At 50.7% G+C, this 16,180-nt stretch carries 18 protein-coding genes and 1 other RNA gene; 9 read left to right on the plus strand and 10 right to left on the minus strand.

Annotated elements, in window-relative coordinates:
* Nucleotides 1-48 precede the first annotated feature (48 nt).
* Together H6A12_RS09610 and H6A12_RS09615 are read right to left on the minus strand one after the other, a co-directional pair.
* Nucleotides 49-453 (minus strand): ImmA/IrrE family metallo-endopeptidase, encoded by a 405-nt coding sequence (locus tag H6A12_RS09610; protein ID WP_204447337.1) that lies wholly within the window; start codon nt 451-453, stop codon nt 49-51.
* Nucleotides 431-787, minus strand: coding sequence for a helix-turn-helix domain-containing protein (locus H6A12_RS09615; protein WP_204447339.1), 357 nt, complete (start codon nt 785-787; stop codon nt 431-433). Before H6A12_RS09615 ends, H6A12_RS09610 begins: the two co-directional genes overlap by 23 nt.
* Before the next feature lie 285 nt (nt 788-1,072).
* Here H6A12_RS09615 and H6A12_RS09620 point away from each other — a divergent pair, with 285 nt between their 5' ends.
* The 4 genes from H6A12_RS09620 to H6A12_RS09635 are packed head-to-tail and all read left to right on the plus strand — an operon-like array spanning nt 1,073 to nt 3,626.
* Entirely contained in the window at nt 1,073-1,507 is a 435-nt protein-coding gene (locus H6A12_RS09620; protein ID WP_204447341.1) for a hypothetical protein, read from the plus strand.
* Nucleotides 1,485-1,679 carry a hypothetical protein gene (locus tag H6A12_RS09625; protein ID WP_204447343.1) on the plus strand — a complete coding sequence of 65 codons (195 nt, stop codon included), beginning with the start codon at nt 1,485-1,487 and terminating at the stop codon, nt 1,677-1,679. The genes H6A12_RS09620 and H6A12_RS09625 overlap by 23 nt, the downstream gene beginning before the upstream one ends.
* Nucleotides 1,680-1,696: 17 nt before the next feature.
* Nucleotides 1,697-2,257 (plus strand): terminase small subunit, encoded by a 561-nt coding sequence (locus tag H6A12_RS09630; protein ID WP_204447345.1) that lies wholly within the window; start codon nt 1,697-1,699, stop codon nt 2,255-2,257.
* On the plus strand, nt 2,229-3,626 hold the full coding sequence (locus H6A12_RS09635; RefSeq protein WP_204447347.1) for a PBSX family phage terminase large subunit: 1,398 nt from the start codon (nt 2,229-2,231) through the stop codon (nt 3,624-3,626). Before H6A12_RS09630 ends, H6A12_RS09635 begins: the two co-directional genes overlap by 29 nt.
* A gap of 49 nt (nt 3,627-3,675) precedes the next feature.
* Here H6A12_RS09635 and H6A12_RS09640 read toward each other — a convergent pair whose 3' ends face one another.
* From H6A12_RS09640 to H6A12_RS09665, 6 genes are all read right to left on the minus strand, one after another.
* Nucleotides 3,676-4,944, minus strand: coding sequence for an aminotransferase class I/II-fold pyridoxal phosphate-dependent enzyme (locus H6A12_RS09640; RefSeq protein WP_204447349.1), 1,269 nt, complete (start codon nt 4,942-4,944; stop codon nt 3,676-3,678).
* Nucleotides 4,945-5,676, minus strand: a complete 732-nt coding sequence (locus H6A12_RS09645) for a hypothetical protein (RefSeq protein WP_204447351.1) — start codon at nt 5,674-5,676, stop codon at nt 4,945-4,947. It lies immediately after the preceding gene.
* The gene (locus H6A12_RS09650) at nt 5,673-6,704 is read right to left on the minus strand and encodes a M42 family metallopeptidase (RefSeq protein ID WP_204447353.1); all 1,032 of its coding nucleotides are present in this window, start codon (nt 6,702-6,704) and stop codon (nt 5,673-5,675) included. The genes H6A12_RS09645 and H6A12_RS09650 overlap by 4 nt, the downstream gene beginning before the upstream one ends.
* Entirely contained in the window at nt 6,697-7,740 is a 1,044-nt protein-coding gene (locus H6A12_RS09655) for a M20/M25/M40 family metallo-hydrolase (RefSeq protein WP_204447355.1), read from the minus strand. The genes H6A12_RS09650 and H6A12_RS09655 overlap by 8 nt, the downstream gene beginning before the upstream one ends.
* A 16-nt stretch (nt 7,741-7,756) precedes the next feature.
* On the minus strand, nt 7,757-9,157 hold the full coding sequence (gene murD / locus H6A12_RS09660; RefSeq protein WP_204447358.1) for a UDP-N-acetylmuramoyl-L-alanine--D-glutamate ligase: 1,401 nt from the start codon (nt 9,155-9,157) through the stop codon (nt 7,757-7,759).
* A gap of 121 nt (nt 9,158-9,278) precedes the next feature.
* Nucleotides 9,279-11,036 carry an Rqc2 family fibronectin-binding protein gene (locus H6A12_RS09665; protein ID WP_204447360.1) on the minus strand — a complete coding sequence of 586 codons (1,758 nt, stop codon included), beginning with the start codon at nt 11,034-11,036 and terminating at the stop codon, nt 9,279-9,281.
* 1,295 nt (nt 11,037-12,331) lie between these two features.
* Between H6A12_RS09665 and H6A12_RS09670 the strand changes: the two genes are divergently transcribed.
* The 5 genes from H6A12_RS09670 (at nt 12,332) to H6A12_RS09690 (ending at nt 14,482) form a co-directional block, all read left to right on the plus strand.
* Nucleotides 12,332-12,640, plus strand: a complete 309-nt coding sequence (locus tag H6A12_RS09670) for a DUF1292 domain-containing protein (protein WP_204447362.1) — start codon at nt 12,332-12,334, stop codon at nt 12,638-12,640.
* Between the two features lie 41 nt (nt 12,641-12,681).
* Nucleotides 12,682-12,877: non-coding RNA, 6S RNA (ssrS, locus tag H6A12_RS09675), on the plus strand.
* A gap of 62 nt (nt 12,878-12,939) precedes the next feature.
* On the plus strand, nt 12,940-13,656 hold the full coding sequence (locus tag H6A12_RS09680; RefSeq protein WP_204447364.1) for a tRNA threonylcarbamoyladenosine dehydratase: 717 nt from the start codon (nt 12,940-12,942) through the stop codon (nt 13,654-13,656).
* Nucleotides 13,657-13,721: 65 nt separating this feature from the next.
* Complete coding sequence (locus H6A12_RS09685) at nt 13,722-14,078, plus strand: TSUP family transporter (protein ID WP_204447366.1); 357 nt, start codon at nt 13,722-13,724, stop codon at nt 14,076-14,078.
* Nucleotides 14,075-14,482, plus strand: a complete 408-nt coding sequence (locus tag H6A12_RS09690; RefSeq protein ID WP_204447369.1) for a sulfite exporter TauE/SafE family protein — start codon at nt 14,075-14,077, stop codon at nt 14,480-14,482. Before H6A12_RS09685 ends, H6A12_RS09690 begins: the two co-directional genes overlap by 4 nt.
* On the opposite strand, the gene H6A12_RS09695 is transcribed toward H6A12_RS09690, so the two are convergent.
* Both H6A12_RS09695 and H6A12_RS09700 read right to left on the minus strand, forming a co-directional pair.
* Nucleotides 14,441-15,184 (minus strand): 4Fe-4S binding protein, encoded by a 744-nt coding sequence (locus tag H6A12_RS09695; RefSeq protein WP_204447371.1) that lies wholly within the window; start codon nt 15,182-15,184, stop codon nt 14,441-14,443. The two genes, H6A12_RS09690 and H6A12_RS09695, sit on opposite strands and share 42 nt — an antisense overlap.
* Nucleotides 15,185-15,196: 12 nt before the next feature.
* On the minus strand, nt 15,197-16,180 hold the full coding sequence (locus H6A12_RS09700) for an alpha-L-fucosidase (RefSeq protein ID WP_204447373.1): 984 nt from the start codon (nt 16,178-16,180) through the stop codon (nt 15,197-15,199).

The following is a 16,180-nucleotide window of genomic DNA, read 5'->3' on the forward strand; positions in this document are numbered from 1 at the left end:
ATTCATGAACAAACCGCAACGAAAATAAAACGTACGCTTCCGTACGTTTTACTCAATTCCTTCATAATAGCACACAATTTTTTCCATAATATCGGGCGGCAGATCGAAATATTCCGCAAGCTGCCAAATTTCCACATTGCCCTGCATAACCGCGTGATGAAGCGCATCCTCTGACACCAGATGCTCATACGCCCACACATTTGCACGCCGTTCATGCCGGCTTTTTAAATCAAACGGACTGTACCGGTTATAAAACGCGCCGCGCATACAGTGCCCAAGCTCATGAGCAAGACAAACCCGCTCCTGCTGCACAGACTCCATATGCGTATCGAGTGCAATAAAGCAGTCGCCATCCTCATCCATCAGCGAAATCGCCTTTGTATTCGGCAGTGGAATCTGATCCACCATAATCTGCTCATCCTGCGCCAGTTTATACAGTGCCTTTAAATCCATTCTGTTTGCGTTCCTTTACAAATTGGGCATACGCCTTTACTTCTTCAAACATCTCGTCTGTAATATTTTCCGACTCGCCGAACAGCGCAAATTTAATTTCATCATCGCTTGCCGTATGACTTTGCTTATCACTGCTTTCTCCTAGCAAATATGCAACCGAAACATGAAAATATCCGGCAATCTTGCTTGTTGTCGTTGCGGAAAGTGTCTGTGTCCGCCCCTGTTTTAATTCTGTCAGTGTGCTCCGTCCAATATCCAGATCCCGGCACATTGCCGTCACGTTTGTGTGATGTGCACGACACAATGATTCAATAATTTCATACATACCCGCCATCGTTCATAACTCCTCTTGCTCATGATAAAAAAACGTCTTGACAAATACTGTTTTCTGTAATACCATAATATAAAAATACAGAATTCAGCTATATCTATATTTCCTGCTATAATAGTAACCTGTTTTTTCTCTTCTGTCAACAATTTTCTACAAATCCCGTTATAAAGGCGACGAAAATGACGAATTTAATTGTTTATTACTATAATAGCAGGAGGGAACACGAACTTTCTCATCGAAAATACTACAATATTCTGTATACAGAATATTACTGAAAGGACGCTTACTATGACAAAAGAATCATTAAGCCAGCTTCTCTGGCTCAAAAAAGAAATTGCGCTCGAGCAGCGCCGAATGCATGAGCTGGACGCACTGATTGCAGGAAGCGCATCCGGTGCTGCGGGATTCCCATCGCTCGACGAAGAAGAACGCGCCTATTTCGCAAACGAACTGCAAACATGCCGGAATCAGGTACGTGCAAAATTGTTAACCGCCATGCACGAATATCAGCGTCTGAATGAATACATCGCATCGATTGATGACAGCCTGATCCGACAGATTTTATCACTGCGCTATATCAATGGTTTTTCCTGGCAGCAGATTGCATTTTGCATCGGTGAACACGATGAACAATATCCGCGCCGAAAACATCAGTCATTCCTTGCACACTCCAATCAATCAGCGGCAGGTGTACCCGTCCATGCGCATTACACCAGAAGCTGACCGCCGTTTTATCGACGCACTGTTTGCGCAGTACCAGCGAATAAAAGTGAAGCACGCGGAACACATACCGTTTTCTCCTGATATGCGCTGGCTCGATCAGCTGCTGTGCGACGAGGAATCATACGTGCGCCGACAGTTGTACGAACGCGGCTATGATCCCGATGAATGTTAAAAAAGGAGGCGATTTTTATGATTCGTGCATCTTGTGTGGGATGCATTTACCACAGGCAGCTCGGCGATGCCGAAACATGGGGCTGCCACTACTTACTCGACACCGGTGAGCTGCGCGGATGTCCTGCACACGCCTGCACCAAAAAGCAATATCCCGACACGCAAAAAGTACGCACCCAAACAATGCTGCGTGCTGTCCGCTATTTTTCCGAATGCCGCGGCCGCGCCGTTTTGGATGAAAAAGGAACAGCCATGCGCGCCAAAGACGGTACACCGCTGCGCGAAGGTGTTCACCCGCCGACCGTCGCAGGTCTTGCGCTGGCACTCGGCTTTTGCTCCAGGCAGGATTTAAAAGATGCCGCACAGACGAAGGAACTCGGCGACATCATTCGCTGGTCGCTCGGAAAATGCGAAGAATACCTGGAAGAGAAGCTGTGCGAAAGCGCCGCCGGCGTCAAACTCTCGCTCATGAACAATTTCCCCGGTTGGAGCGAGTCATCCCCGGATGAAGCACACACCGAAATTCACGTCACACTCGAGGGGGAATCACATGGCCAAACACCACAGCAAAACATTTGACATTCACATCCAGAAAGAAGCATTCAACGACGTATATCTGCCATTGCTCCACTGCCAGAAACGTTATATTGTACTGTGCGGCGGTGCCGGATCGGGCAAGTCGGTCTTTACTGTTCAGCGATACTTATATCGCCTGCTGACAGAGCCGGGCAGAAACCTGCTCGTCGTACGCGCCGTACAAGCCACACACCGAAACTCTACATTCGCACTGTTTCACCAGATGATCGGCAAATGGAATCTCACACCGCTGTTTGAAATCGCCGAGGGACTTGAACGCATTCGCTGCAAAAACGGCAACGAAATTATCTTCAAAGGACTCGACAACAGCGAAAAGCTCAAATCGGTGACCTTTTCAAGCGGTGAGCTGACGGATATCTGGGTGGAGGAAGCAAGCGAAATCGAAGAACATGACTTCAATCAGCTTGCCATCCGCTTGCGCGGCGGTACCGTTTCCAAACAGATTGTTCTGTCATTTAACCCCGTAAGCGTGCACCATTGGCTCAAGCGCCGCTTTTTCGATCATCCGCCAAAGGACGCCGTCACGCTGCGCACCACCTACAAGGACAACCGCTTTTTATCACCGGAAGACGGCGCGGTGCTCGAATCGTTCCGCGAAACAGACCCATATTACTATCAGGTCTACTGCCTCGGTGAATGGGGTGTTTTGGGCAAAAGTGTATTCGACGCACAGGCCGTCAACCGCCGCTTGAACGAAATTCGTTCGCTGCCGGTGCGGTGCGGCTCATTTGTCTGCTGTGAGCAGGACGGCACACTCCACGAGATTCAGTTCATCGACGAACCGGACGGCGCCATCCGCATCTACTCTCCGCCCAAGCCGGGTGTGCAGTATGTGATCGGCGGTGACACTGCCGGCGACGGATCGGATGCATTCGTCGGGCAGGTGATCGAAAGCCGCACCGGCAGACAGGTGGCAACGCTGCACCGCTCGTTCGACGAAGATGTGTATGCCAAGCAGATGTTCTGTCTTGGTACGTATTATAACAATGCGCTGATTGCGTGCGAGGTTAATTTCTCGACATATCCTGTGCGTGAGTTACAGCGTCTGCGCTATCCCAGACAGTACTACCGCGAAATTTACGACTCGATCACCCGTGATATGGAATACCGTTATGGATTTTTGACGAACCGAATTACACGTCCGGTCATTTTGGCAGAGCTGATTCGCATTGTCCGCGAACAGCCTGAGCTGTTTTGCGACGAACGTACACTCAACGAAATGCTCACGTTTGTCCGCAGCAAAGACGGACGCGCAGAGGCGGCAAGCGGTGCGCACGACGACTGTGTGATGGCGCTTGCGATCGCGTTTGCGGCACGTCATCAGGCTGCGGGTCCAATCGAAGAAGAATAACGGCATATAAAAAAACGCACCTTTATAAAAAGGTGCGTTTTTTATTGTATTATTTCGGGTCCAGAACACCACGGGACGCCATTTCCTGCGCCGCCAGCAGAATGCCGAGCTTACCGGTGTTATAGGTAAGGCCGCCCTGCAGCCAAACCGCATACGGTTCACGCAGCGGTGCATCGGCGGAAAGCTCGATCGAAGCGCCAAGCGTAAACGCACCTGCCGCCATGATGACTTCGCTTTCATAGCCGGGCATGTCCCACGGTTCGGGTGCGACAAAGCTGTCCACCGGAGAACCTTTCTGGATGCCCTGGCAGAACGCCACGAGCCGCTCCCGGTCACCGAGCGCAATCGCCGCAATGATATCGGTTCTGTGTGCATCGAATGATGGATAGACTTCATATCCAAGCTTTGAAAACAGCGACAGTGCAAAAATCGATGTTTTGACTGCCGAGCATACAACCGACGGCGCAAAATACAGTCCTAAGAACATCCCGCGGCTTTCTCCAAGCGTACAGCCGACTTCTTTGCCCATACCGACACAGGTCAGCCGATACGAACAAAGCTCCACCAAATCGTGACGGCCCGCAATATAGCCGCCGGTTTTTGCAATGCCGCCGCCCGGATTTTTAATAAGCGAACCGACAATCAAATCGGCGCCCACAGCGGTCGGCTCCGTTTTTTCCACGAATTCACCATAGCAGTTATCCACCACGGCAATGACATCGGGATTTGCCTCTTTTGCCGCACGGATCATCTTTCCGATCGTTTCGACGGAGAACGATTCCCGCAGGGAATAGCCGCGCGAACGCTGGATATACACAATTTTCGCGCCGACTGCCTGCTGTTTGATCGCTTCATAATCAGGTGTGCCGTCAGCGAGCAGATCCACCTGACGATACGTCACACCGAAGTCACGCAGAGAGCCGTTTCCTTCGCCGCGGATGCCGATAACTTCCTCCATTGTATCATACGGTGCGCCGGTTAATGACACCATCACATCACCCATACGCAAAACGCCGAACAGCGCAACGGTCAGCGCATGTGTACCGGACACAAAGTTGTGCCGCACAAGCGCATCCTCCGCACCGAACACCTTTGCATACACTTCGTCGAGCACCTCACGGCCGCGGTCACCGTAGCCATAGCCGGTGCTTCCGACAAAATGCGATTCACTCACTCTGCACTCCGAAAATGCATGCAGAACCTTTGCTTCATTATATGCACAAACCTCGTCCATCGCCGCAAACGCTTCTGCCGCCTGTGATTCCGCTTCCGCAGCCAGACGGGTGAGCCGTTCGTCAAACGAATAAAATGGATTCATTCAATTCTCTCCCTTTAAAAACCGGCAGTACACCCACTCGCCTGCCGGTTTTGCATGATATTTTTGATAAAACCGATCGCTTTGCTCGTCGCGGCTGAAAAACACCGCCGAAACCGCCGGGTAATCGTTTAATATGGCATGAATCAGCCGAATTGCCAATCCGTTTCGCCGTCTTTGAGGCAGCACGCAGAGTTGATCGATGAGCACTTGTCCCATCTCATGTGCGACACAGAGCGCCGCCGCACCCTCTGCTTCGTACACCTGATAGCACCCGTGGCGAATCCGATGTGACAAATCGGCATAGCGCCGCATTCGTTCATCCGCCGATTCCTGCGCAAAAAACACCGCCTCCATAACCGCAAACGATTCCCGCAGAGAATGGTTCACCGCAAGCGGCGTAAACGGTGCAAGCTCCTGCGCACAAAGCCGGTACACCTGTCCGCGCTTCTGCACTTTCCCCATTCCCGGGAGCAAACGGTTTGCATACACCTCATGTGCCATCATTCGCACAGTCAGCACAGCATCTTCGCATTCCTCTGCCGGCGCATCCGGCGCGGCATACAAAAACGCACACCCGCCGTCAATACACAGCACAATCGACCGGCTGTCGCTCGCAAAAAAGCGGACGTCCTCCGTCTGCTCACGTAAGTAAAGCCGGGCAAGCCCAAGAATCCGCAGAAACACTGCGTCATCCGCTTGTCCGAGCGATTCGATTGTTACAATACGGTTCACTGTTCTGCCAGCGTGTCCGCCAATGCGCAGAGCAGGTCATATACCGCCTGAATGTCATCTTTGTGCGACACGTTGTATGCGGAATGGATGTACTTGCCCGGCACGGAAACAGCCGCCACACGAACACCGCCGCGTACCGAATCAATCACATGTGCATTATTGCCGCCGGCGATCATCGTTTTCGTCTGGCACGGAATGCCGCGCTCTGCCGCAATCGCAAACGCATGGTCATACAGCGGTTTGTCATAGATCGTGCCGCGGTCCATAAACGACACAACCGCACCGCCGCCGTAAACGCACACGCGCGCGTTGCCTTTTGCGTCCGCAACATCGCCGCACGCAGTCGATTCTGCGACGACTGCGATATCCGGTGCCACCGAGTAAGCCGCTGTTTTGCCGCCGTTGCCGCCGACCTCCTCCTGCACGGAGAACGAGAACCATGTGTCATATTTAAGCGGCTTTCGCATCATGCAAATAAGCGCCGCACAGCCTGCACGGTCGTCGATTGCCTTTGCGGCGATCGAACCGTCGCCAAACTCCACATAATCGCTTTTAAAGTACGCGCTGTCACCGAGCGACACGACTGCTTCGGCCTCTTCTTTTGTCATCGCACCGATATCGATATACATTTTATCGGTTTCCGGCAGTTTCTCGCGCTCCTCTGCCGAAAGCATATGAATCGCCTTTGCACCGATCACACCGTCAACCGGATGTTCGTCGCCGACCACAACGGCACGGCCCAGAATCACAGACGGATTGATGCCGCCGACTGTCGAAAACGACAGCAGACCGTCGTCGGTAATTCCTGTGATAATAAAGCCGATTTCATCGGTATGTGCGTCAAACAGCACCTTTTTCGGCGCACGATTTTCGCCTTTTTTCATGGCAATCAGGTTGCCGAGCGCATCGACATACATCTCGTCCGCATACGGACGGATTTCTTCTTCAATCATCTTACGCACGCTGTCTTCACGGCCGGAAACGCCGTTTGCCAGACAGAGTTTTTTGAGTAATGCAAAATCAAACATGATCGTTTCCCACCTCTCTTACAAACTGTGCAAGCAATTTTGCCACGCTCTCAATGTCCGCAAGGTCTAAGACTTCAACCGGCGTGTGCATGTACCGCTCCGGAATCGACACAACCGCTGTGCGCACACCGCCGCGTGTTGTAAAGATTTCGTCCGCATTGGTACCGGTTCTTCTGCCGCCCATCGCTTCGATCTGATACGGGATTTCCTGTTCTTTTGCCATCTTCACAAGTGCATCCGAGCACCGTTTATCGAGCACCGGCGAATATGCGATTGCCGCACCCTTGCCCATCGGCACACTTTTGCCGGTCGTGCTGTCCGGTGTTTTTGCGTGACAGACGTCCACCGCTACAGCGAAATCAGGCGCTAAGCGGTATGCGGATGTGGTCGCGCCCTGACCGCCGGTTTCCTCGCGGGATGTAAACGAAACCGCCACATTGACGCCGCAGTCCTCACCGTTTAAGAGCGAAAGTGCCAAAAGGATTGCCGCAACGCCTGCACGGTCATCGAGCGCTTTCGAAGAAACTCTGCCGCCCAAAAGTACGGAAAACGGCGTACGAACCGTCACGCGGTCACCAAGCGACACGCGCTGTTTTGCACCATCCTCGCTGTATCCGATGTCCAAAAACAAATCCTCGATTTTCGGCACTTTTTTTGCCTCCTCATCGCTTAACAGATGCGGCGGCTTTGTACCGACGATACCGAACAGATCACCGTCTTTTGTGTGAACGGTAACCGGCTGTGCGGCAAACAGACGGCGGTCAAGTCCGCCGCAGTTCGACACACGCAGAAATCCTTTTTCATCAATGCCGGTCACGATCATGCCAATCTCGTCAATATGTGCGTCTAATAATACGGTTTTCGCATTTTCTTTGCTGCTCTTTTTCACGGCTGTCACGCTGCCGAATGCGTCGATGGACACATCGTCCATCCATTCGGACAAAAACTGTGCAGCCTGTTCGGAAGCGTTTTTCTCGCATCCGACAACGCCGTCCGCTTCACACAGCGCACGGAGCATAGAAGTCAAGTCGTTCATGTTGTCATTCTCCTGTTTATTCAGAAAGTCCCCGGACGATCGATTTGAAATGACGTCCGCGCTCTTCAAAGTTTTTGTATAAATCAAAGCTTGCGCTTGCCGGCGAAAGGCTCACAATGTCGCCCGATTCGCCGATTTCCTGCGAAAGCGCCACCGCTTCTTCGAGTGTGTTCACACGGTAAATCGCCGGTGCACCTTCTTTATAATTTTCTGCACCGCGAATTGCCTCTTCAATTTTCGGCGCTGTTGCACCGAGCAGGATGACTGCTTTCGAATAGGTACAAAGCTCCGGTCCAAGCGGTGCATACGGGATGTGTTTGTCGTAGCCGCCGGCAATTACGATGATTTTCGATGCAAACGCGCGAAGTCCTGCAATGGTGCGGGTCGGGCTCGAAGCGATCGAGTCGTTATAATACCGGATGCCGTGAACGGTGCGCACATATTCGATGCGGTGCTCGACACCGCCGAATTCCCGCGCCACCTTGCGGATTGCATCATCACTTACTTCTGTGCCGACTGCAGCGATTGCCGTTAAGAAGTTATCGACGTTGTGCATGCCCGGAATTTTGATCTCATCTTTGTGCACAACCGGTGTGACCTCGCCGTGAACCACGCGGCAGAGCATCCCGTCCTCACGCAGAAAGCTGCCGTGTGAAACAGGACGGTTTTTCGAAAACCAGCGGAGTTCTCCGCGCACGAGCGGTGCCATTTCTTCGCGAGTAATATCGTTTTCGTAGTTTAACACCGTGCAGGACAGACCGTTCTGGTGCAGTAAAAGCTGTTTTTTCGCGTCAATATATTCCTGCATATCGTGGTGCACATCCAAATGATTCGGCGCCACGTTGGTGACAACCGCCACATCAGGCGACTGCCGCATGGAGATGAGTTGGAAGCTTGAAAGCTCCACCACACACACATCCTGCGGTTTGATGTTCTCAATCTGCGGCAACAATGCTTTGCCGATGTTTCCGCCGAGCCAAACGGTGTGTCCATCCGCTTTCAAAAATTCGCTGATGAGCGTCGATGTCGTCGTTTTTCCGTCCGAGCCGGTCAGTGCGAACACGCGGCAAGGGCACAAGTCGAAAAACACTTCCATCTCACTGACGATTTTCACACCGGCTTCACGCGCTTTGGTGAGTGCTTCCGAGAGAAAATACATGCCCGGTGTGCGGAACACGACATCAAAATCTGTCAGATGGGAGAGATATTCGTCTCCCAAGCAAAAGCTTGCACCCGCTTCTTTTAATGTATCATAATCGGCGCCGATCTGCTCCTTTGTGCGGCGGTCCAGCACGGTAACCGGAATGCCTTTTTTGCACATCATGCAAATCAGATCAAAATGGCTGACACCCAGCCCGATCACACCGACTTTTTTCGTTTTAAGCGATTCAAAAAATAAGTTCGGATCTCGAATCATTCGAACAGCCTCCTTTTTTGTCTGGCAAACACTTGCCTAACCTTATTTATTATACTGTCTGCACACGCATTTATCAACCCGGCACACGAAAAAACCGCACGGAATCATCCGTGCGGTTTTCTTATTTCACTTGCAAACGGTGAACCAGTTCTTCATCAGGTGTAACAAACGCTGTCTGATAATCGGTAAAAATCACCATGCCCGGTTTTGCACCGGCCGGCTTCTTGACAAATTTAATTCGCGTATAATCTACAGCAACCTGCGCACTCTCTCTGGCTTTCGAGTGATATGCCGCAATAATCGCCGCCTCGGTGATTGCCTGGTCGGAAATTTCCTTGCCGTCCGCCTCGATAATCACATGCGAACCGGCAACCCCCTGTGTATGCAGCCACATATCATAGTTCTTCGCTGTTTTCATCGTCAACTGATCGTTTTGCTTGTTGTTCCGGCCGCACAGAATCGAAAATCCGTCCGATGACATAAATTTCATCGGCGGCTGTGCTTTGAGCATCCGATTACGCTTTTTCGGCAGGCGAATATATCCCTGCTCCGCAAGTTCCTCGCGGATTTCGAGCAATTCACTCTCGCCCTCGGTTCGCGTCACCGCGTCGAACACACTGTCCAAATATATGAGCTCCTGTCTGGATTTCGCCATCAGATCCTTGAGCATATCCTCGGCCGTCGCCGCTTTTCGATATTCGGCATAATATTTCTGTGCATTCTGAGACGGTGAAAGCCGAGGATCGAGCCGAATCGTTACAGGCGGACAGCTTTCCTCGTAGAAATTCTCTACCGTGACTTCGCGGCCGCCTTTTTCCATGCGATAGAGGTTCGCATTCAATAAGTCACCGTACATCCGCAGTGTCTCGCGATCGGCACACGCGCGCAATTCTTCCTCCTGCACCGCAAGTTTGCGCGTAATGCGTTCTGTCGCATTGATGAGCAGGCGCAAAAGATCGTGTGAACGCTGTTTCATCCGTGCAACACGGTCACGTTCCGCATAAAAATTGTCAAGCAATGCACTCGGTGAATCAAACGATTCTTTTTTCTCCACATTGCCGTACTGCGTTAAATCCATCAATGTAAATTCACGCAGTTTTTTCGCCTCATCCTGCACGGCGATATATTCACACGTTCCATCGAGCAAACGCGCACGCAATGCGGAAATTTCCTCGCGAATCCGGTTTTTATAATAGGAAGAAAGCCGGTCTTTTTCGATATCGCCGCCTTTTAATGCCCGATAAATCAATTCTCTCGACAGCACCGGCGAAATGCCCTCGAGCGTCTGCATCAGCGATTTTGCGCAGTCAATCGACGGAAGCGACAAAAACCGCTCCATGATCTCCTCATCCGACGTACACAATAAATCCAGTTTATCCTGTGCCGGCGGCAAAGTATATGTTCCGCCCGGCAGTACGGTACGCACGCTTGACACTTCATCGGAAACGCGCTTGACTGCATCAATGATACGGCCCTCCGGTCCAATCAGAATCAAGTTCGAATGCCGTCCCATAATCTCCGCCGCCAGCGTGACAATCACCACATCGCCAAGCTCGTTGACTGTTTCAAAGTCAAACGCAATCACACGGTCAAGTCCATTTTGCCGAATCGCAACAAGCTTACCGGAGCCGATATGCTTACGCAGGAGCATGCAGAACATCGGCGGCGTTTTCGGATTTTCGAGCGCGATATCCGTAAAATGAACACGCGGACTCGATGCATTCGCAGAAAACAGTACCTTCCGGCTTCCGCCGCGTAAACGGAACGTAATGGTCAGTTCCTCTTTTGACGGCTGTGCAATTTTTTCGACGCGCGAACCAACCAAAATTTCGCGCATTTCTTTGGCTGCTACATATAAAAAAGCACCATCCAGTGCCATACAATAACCCCTTTCTCTCGGTATGCCCGATATGCATATCATACATGGTTTTTTTAAAAATTGCAACCGGCTTTCCGCTTTTGCCAAAACCAAGAACCCCTGCACCAAGGTGCAGGGGTTCTATCCGATTTTTGTTATTCAATTGTTATTCAGTTGTTGCCATTATGACGATTTTTCTTTCCGCGATGCTTTCACCATCGCGGCCGCGTCAAGGAGAAACCTGAGAGGTGGACTGTCTCCCTTCTGCTTTTTTATTCAGTATAACATTTGTCACCTTATACATCATCGTCATCTTCCTTTCGCAGATGTCATACACTACGTTTGCGAAAGCACTTTAAATCATTGGACTCACCTTTTCAATGTTATGATTCAGGAGCCGCCTGACTTATTTCATTGGTAACACCTATTTCTGTTTAAATTTTTATTTGTATCTGTTGTGTGAATTACACAAATTGGATTGTTAGCACTTCTGATCGTTTCTTTACTTAAAAAGTATCGAATCTCGTATCGATTCAACTGATTCCCTGATACAAAATCGGTATTGTTTTGAATACTGATTTACGTGTACATTGGACTCACCTTTTCAATTATTATGATTCAGGAGCCGCCTAACTTATTTCATTGGTAACACCTATTTCATTCATATTTCGGACAACCTGCGTCATTCAACCCGCTTACTGGCGAACCGGATATCTGTCAGGATTTCCGTCCTTTGATTTTTTGGTGTTTATTTTACCTGTACATTGGACTCACCTTTTATTGAAGTTTCATCACAAGGTCGGATTCTACCAATGGGTATATCCAAAGTATCCTTTTTTAGCGCGGTGGATACGCCGCTGTCATTATCGGTATGGTAAAAGCGGACCGGCAACGTGTATTTGCCGTTTTGAGCAACCGCTAAATTCTCTTAATCGATTTGATTGGTCTGCATGAAGCCTATTCAAATATTTAAAGGCGATCAATTTCATATTTACCGCCGGCTTATCATCTGCTCAGACATTTTACTTTTTAGCGGATGCTGCCCTGTGCTCTTACCATACGGATCTGGCCGATTGGTTCATCTAAGCACATTCTGCAATCCTCCTTATTCAATTTAATTGGATCTTCGAGTTCTTTTTCTTATCTCTTATCCTGACTATAATATACCACACAGATTCTGTTTTGTCAACAGTTTTTATTGTGAACTTTATATTTTTTTATTGAAAATAAATAATGAATCTTTGCCTATTGACATTTACTTCTTTATCGTTTACACTTAAAATAGAAGAAAACGGGCATGAAAGGAGATTCTTTTTATGGCGCAGGACCAAGAATTCAATCCCGATATTTACACGCTTGTGGACGAAGAAGGCGTTGAGCAGGCATTTGAGCTGCTGGATGTGATGGAGGTTGGCAACGACCGTTATTTCGCACTCATTCCGTATTTTGAAAATCCGGAAGAGATGCTCGACGACACTGCGGATCTGATCGTTTTGAAAAGCCAAATGGACGAAAACGACGAGGAACTGATGGTTTCGATCGATGACGACGACGAATATCAGCGCATCGGCGAAATGTTTTTGGAAAAACTGAGCGCTTATTTCGAGGGCGACGGTGAAGAATAACATTTTCCTGTTGTTTTTTCGCAAAAATATGGTATAATGTAATTGTTCTGCTTTGTGCGTGTGTGTGGATAATATAAATCCAACACTTAGTTAATTAGGAGACCGGACTCTCGCTTTGGGGATGCAGACCTCCCGCCCTTGTGCGGACGTTGGGAGCGCAAACACTGCGAGGAGGTATCCACCTGCTTTTACCGCGGGTTTTTAGCTTACCATGCATTACGGCAAAGCGGATCATAAAAGCGCTGCGGAATTCCGCAGCGCTTTTATGATGTTTTCTTTACAAGAAAGGATACAAACCCATGAACTTTTCCTCTGTTTTTGCGCGCACTGCTGCACTCATCGGCCAAGAAGCGCTTCATACCCTGCAAAATAAAACGGTCGCCGTCTTAGGGCTCGGCGGTGTGGGCGGCATGTGTGCCGAAATGGTCGCACGCAGCGGTGTCGGCACCGTGATTCTGATGGATCACGACACGGTTTCCCTCTCGAATTTAAACCGCCAGAATTTTGCACTCACCTCCACTCTTGGCATGAGCAAAACAGACGCCGCTGTCTTACGGCTAAAAGATGCCGCGCCGTTTTGCAGGCTTGTTCCCGTAGAATCGTTTTATTCCGCCGAAACTCGCGATGTCTTATTTGACCTTCATCCCGATTTCGTCATCGACGCGATTGACACCGTTTCCGCAAAGCTTGACCTGCTCGCCGCCTGCCGGGAGCGACGCATTCCGTCTATCATGTGCTTAGGAACCGGCAACCGGCTTGATCCGAGTGCATTTCGCATCGGCACGATCGAGGAAACCGCCGGATGCGGATGCGGATTGGCACGCGTCATGCGCCGGGAATGCAAAAAACGCGGATTCTCGGATGTGCCGGTCGTATATTCAACCGAGATGCCGCGCGTTGTCGTCACGGATACAGAACACGGGCGTCACAGTCCCGCAAGCATCAGCTTTTGTCCGCCTGTCGCCGGATGCCTGCTGGCGTCATTTGCAGTACAAACGTTATGCAAAACTGAATAGAAACAAAGAAAGTGTGTCATGATAATCTCATAACACACTTTTTTCTGTTTTAAGGGGGATTGTCTGTGAAACGTCCGCTTCTTCCGTTTTTGGCAGGCGCTGCAACCGGTCTTGCAAACGGGCTGTTCGGCGCAGGCGGCGGATTGCTTGCTGTTGTTCTGCTCAATCGCTGCGGCATCGACAAAAAATCATCTCATGCCACTGCATTAGCACTCACCCTGCCGCTTTCGCTCATCAGCGCAATCATTCTATTCTGTTTTGGGACCTCGCTCTCGCTTGGTGCGCTGTGTATTACGATTCTCTGCGGGCTTCCGGGCGCATGGCTCGGCACAGTTTTGCTCAAAAAGATCTCACCGACACTGCTCTCACGCATATTCGGCATCGTGATGGTCGTGTCTGCCGTACGGATGTTTCTGCGATGAATCTGATTTTTCTTGGAATCGCCGGATTTTTTTCGGGTATCTGTGCCTCTATGGGCATCGGCGGCGGATTCGTGCTGATGCTCTATTTAACCCTGCTCACGGAAACGCCGCAAAAGGAAGCGCAGCTGTTTAACCTGTGTTTTTTCCTGCCGATTGCCGCGTTTTCACTCTGGCGTCACCGAAAAAACGGGCTGCTCTGCACTTCTCCCATCAAGCCGGCACTCTTCGGCGGTATCCCTGCGGCACTCGCAGGTGCGCTTCTGGCTGCCTGTTTGCCCAATGCGCAAATCGCCAAGCTGTTCGCTGTCTTTTTGGCAATTATCGGCGTAAAAACTGTGTTCACCAAACGCGAGCCGAACGGATCAAAGGAAGAATGTGTTGTCCGCCCGCCGCAGAAACAGTGATTCGAGCCGCTCTTTGATCGCACTCATATCGAGTGCGCGTGCATGTTCCGGACACTGCCGCACGCATCGCATGCACTGAATACAGCGTGTGGGATCTGCCGCAAACGTCACTTTGTCAATTGCGCGGACAGGACAAACTACCGCACAAGCGCCGCACGATGTGCACGATTCGTCATGCTGCGGTGCGCGCTCCGGCTTATTCCACTCTTTATACGGACGATTTCCCGGAATATGGGGCAATGTATGATCGTTTGCAGATAATTTTGCGCGCACCTGCTCTGCAAATGCGGTAATTTCGGCTTGGTCTGCTTCATCCGGACGGAAAGCGCCCAGCCGATCGCTGTACACATGCGGAATGACAAGCGCACATCCGGCAATCACTTCAAAGCCGCGTGCTATCATTTCGTCAGACAATTCGAGCAGCGCATCATCAAAATCGCGGTTGCCAAAACAGGAACAGACGATGCACGGCGTGTGATCGCCCGCAAAGCAATCGAGCAGATCATCCACCGCAGGCAGCCGTCCGCCATAGACCGGAACACCCACAATCAGCAAATCCGATGGCGTGAGCGATATAGGCTGCTGTCTGACTTCGTAATTCGTCAGATCGACGTTTGTAAATGCACCGCCCATCGCTTCGGCAAACATCGAAACGGCGCGTTTGGTGCCGCCGGTCGGACTGAAATAGGATAACACATTCATCTTGCTTTCTCCTCACATGAGTCCTTTTTCTTCGAGCACACTTCGCACTTCTTTGAGCCGTTCGATATCGGCAGGCTCCTGCACACCGTTTGTGTTCGGCGCAACGTTTACTACCAGGCAGTTCTGCTGTCCGATGAGCTGCTCATATTTTTCGACAATAAACGAGGTGTCAACCAGCGGATCATCGCAGTAGTGCGGGTCCCAGAACCAGTTGCGCATATCGCGGATGCAGATGGTCGCCTCAAACGGCAGATAGTACGTCTTGGACGCATGACGATAAAGCTTCGGATCGTCTTTCGGCGGGAACATCGGGTCAAGCAGGCGGAAATCGCTCGGGAAATAGCGCATCGGCATGCCCTCTTTATAATTTTCTGGCCAATAGACCGAATTGTTCGTATTTTTCGAAAGATACCGGCCGATCGTGCAGTTGACGCCGACTGCGATGTGCGGCTGAAGCTTCTTTGCCAGTGCATACAGCCGTTCAAGTCCCCAGTCGCTCGCTTTTTTATCCCAGCCGCCGTCAAACCACAGCTCGACCACTTTGCCGTAGCGACCACCGAGCAGTTCGGTCAGATGTGTTTCCATATAGCGGATATACGCTTCGTGATCGGAATAACACAGCTCGTGCCGATCCCACAGCGAATAGTAAAGACCGAGCTGAACACCGTATTTTTCACACGCTTTCGCAGCCTCTGCGACCACGTCGGTCGGATTTTTGGAATACTTCACACCATAATCGGTCGTATCGGTGTCCCACATGCAAAATCCATCGTGATGCTTCGTGATCAAGATGATATACTTCATACCGCAGTCGCGTGCATTTTTCACCCAGCTGTCCACATCGACTGCCGGCGGTGCATAGCTCTCGACCGGCAGTGTACCGTCCGACCACTCCGTGTCGTTAAACGTGTTGATGCCGAAATGAATGAACATGCCGTAGCCGCGGGCAATCATGCGCTGCTGCGTTTCGTTTGGCGTTGTTGAAGGAATTAACAT

This window comes from Merdimmobilis hominis (assembly GCF_016901855.1).
GTDB lineage: Bacteria > Bacillota > Clostridia > Oscillospirales > Ruminococcaceae > Paludihabitans.

What these genes read in the sequence shown, in the direction of transcription:
- H6A12_RS09610 (WP_204447337.1), bottom strand. Translation starts at nt 453, where the DNA reads ATGGATTTAAAGGCACTGTATAAACTGGCGCAGGATGAGCAGATTATG.
- H6A12_RS09615 (WP_204447339.1), bottom strand. Translation starts at nt 787, where the DNA reads ATGGCGGGTATGTATGAAATTATTGAATCATTGTGTCGTGCACATCAC.
- H6A12_RS09620 (WP_204447341.1), top strand. Translation starts at nt 1,073, where the DNA reads ATGACAAAAGAATCATTAAGCCAGCTTCTCTGGCTCAAAAAAGAAATT.
- H6A12_RS09625 (WP_204447343.1), top strand. Translation starts at nt 1,485, where the DNA reads ATGCGCATTACACCAGAAGCTGACCGCCGTTTTATCGACGCACTGTTT.
- H6A12_RS09630 (WP_204447345.1), top strand. Translation starts at nt 1,697, where the DNA reads ATGATTCGTGCATCTTGTGTGGGATGCATTTACCACAGGCAGCTCGGC.
- H6A12_RS09635 (WP_204447347.1), top strand. Translation starts at nt 2,229, where the DNA reads ATGGCCAAACACCACAGCAAAACATTTGACATTCACATCCAGAAAGAA.
- H6A12_RS09640 (WP_204447349.1), bottom strand. Translation starts at nt 4,944, where the DNA reads ATGAATCCATTTTATTCGTTTGACGAACGGCTCACCCGTCTGGCTGCG.
- H6A12_RS09650 (WP_204447353.1), bottom strand. Translation starts at nt 6,704, where the DNA reads ATGTTTGATTTTGCATTACTCAAAAAACTCTGTCTGGCAAACGGCGTT.
- H6A12_RS09655 (WP_204447355.1), bottom strand. Translation starts at nt 7,740, where the DNA reads ATGAACGACTTGACTTCTATGCTCCGTGCGCTGTGTGAAGCGGACGGC.
- murD (WP_204447358.1), bottom strand. Translation starts at nt 9,157, where the DNA reads ATGATTCGAGATCCGAACTTATTTTTTGAATCGCTTAAAACGAAAAAA.
- H6A12_RS09665 (WP_204447360.1), bottom strand. Translation starts at nt 11,036, where the DNA reads ATGGCACTGGATGGTGCTTTTTTATATGTAGCAGCCAAAGAAATGCGC.
- H6A12_RS09670 (WP_204447362.1), top strand. Translation starts at nt 12,332, where the DNA reads ATGGCGCAGGACCAAGAATTCAATCCCGATATTTACACGCTTGTGGAC.
- H6A12_RS09680 (WP_204447364.1), top strand. Translation starts at nt 12,940, where the DNA reads ATGAACTTTTCCTCTGTTTTTGCGCGCACTGCTGCACTCATCGGCCAA.
- H6A12_RS09690 (WP_204447369.1), top strand. Translation starts at nt 14,075, where the DNA reads ATGAATCTGATTTTTCTTGGAATCGCCGGATTTTTTTCGGGTATCTGT.
- H6A12_RS09695 (WP_204447371.1), bottom strand. Translation starts at nt 15,184, where the DNA reads ATGAATGTGTTATCCTATTTCAGTCCGACCGGCGGCACCAAACGCGCC.
- H6A12_RS09700 (WP_204447373.1), bottom strand. Translation starts at nt 16,180, where the DNA reads ATGTTAATTCCTTCAACAACGCCAAACGAAACGCAGCAGCGCATGATT.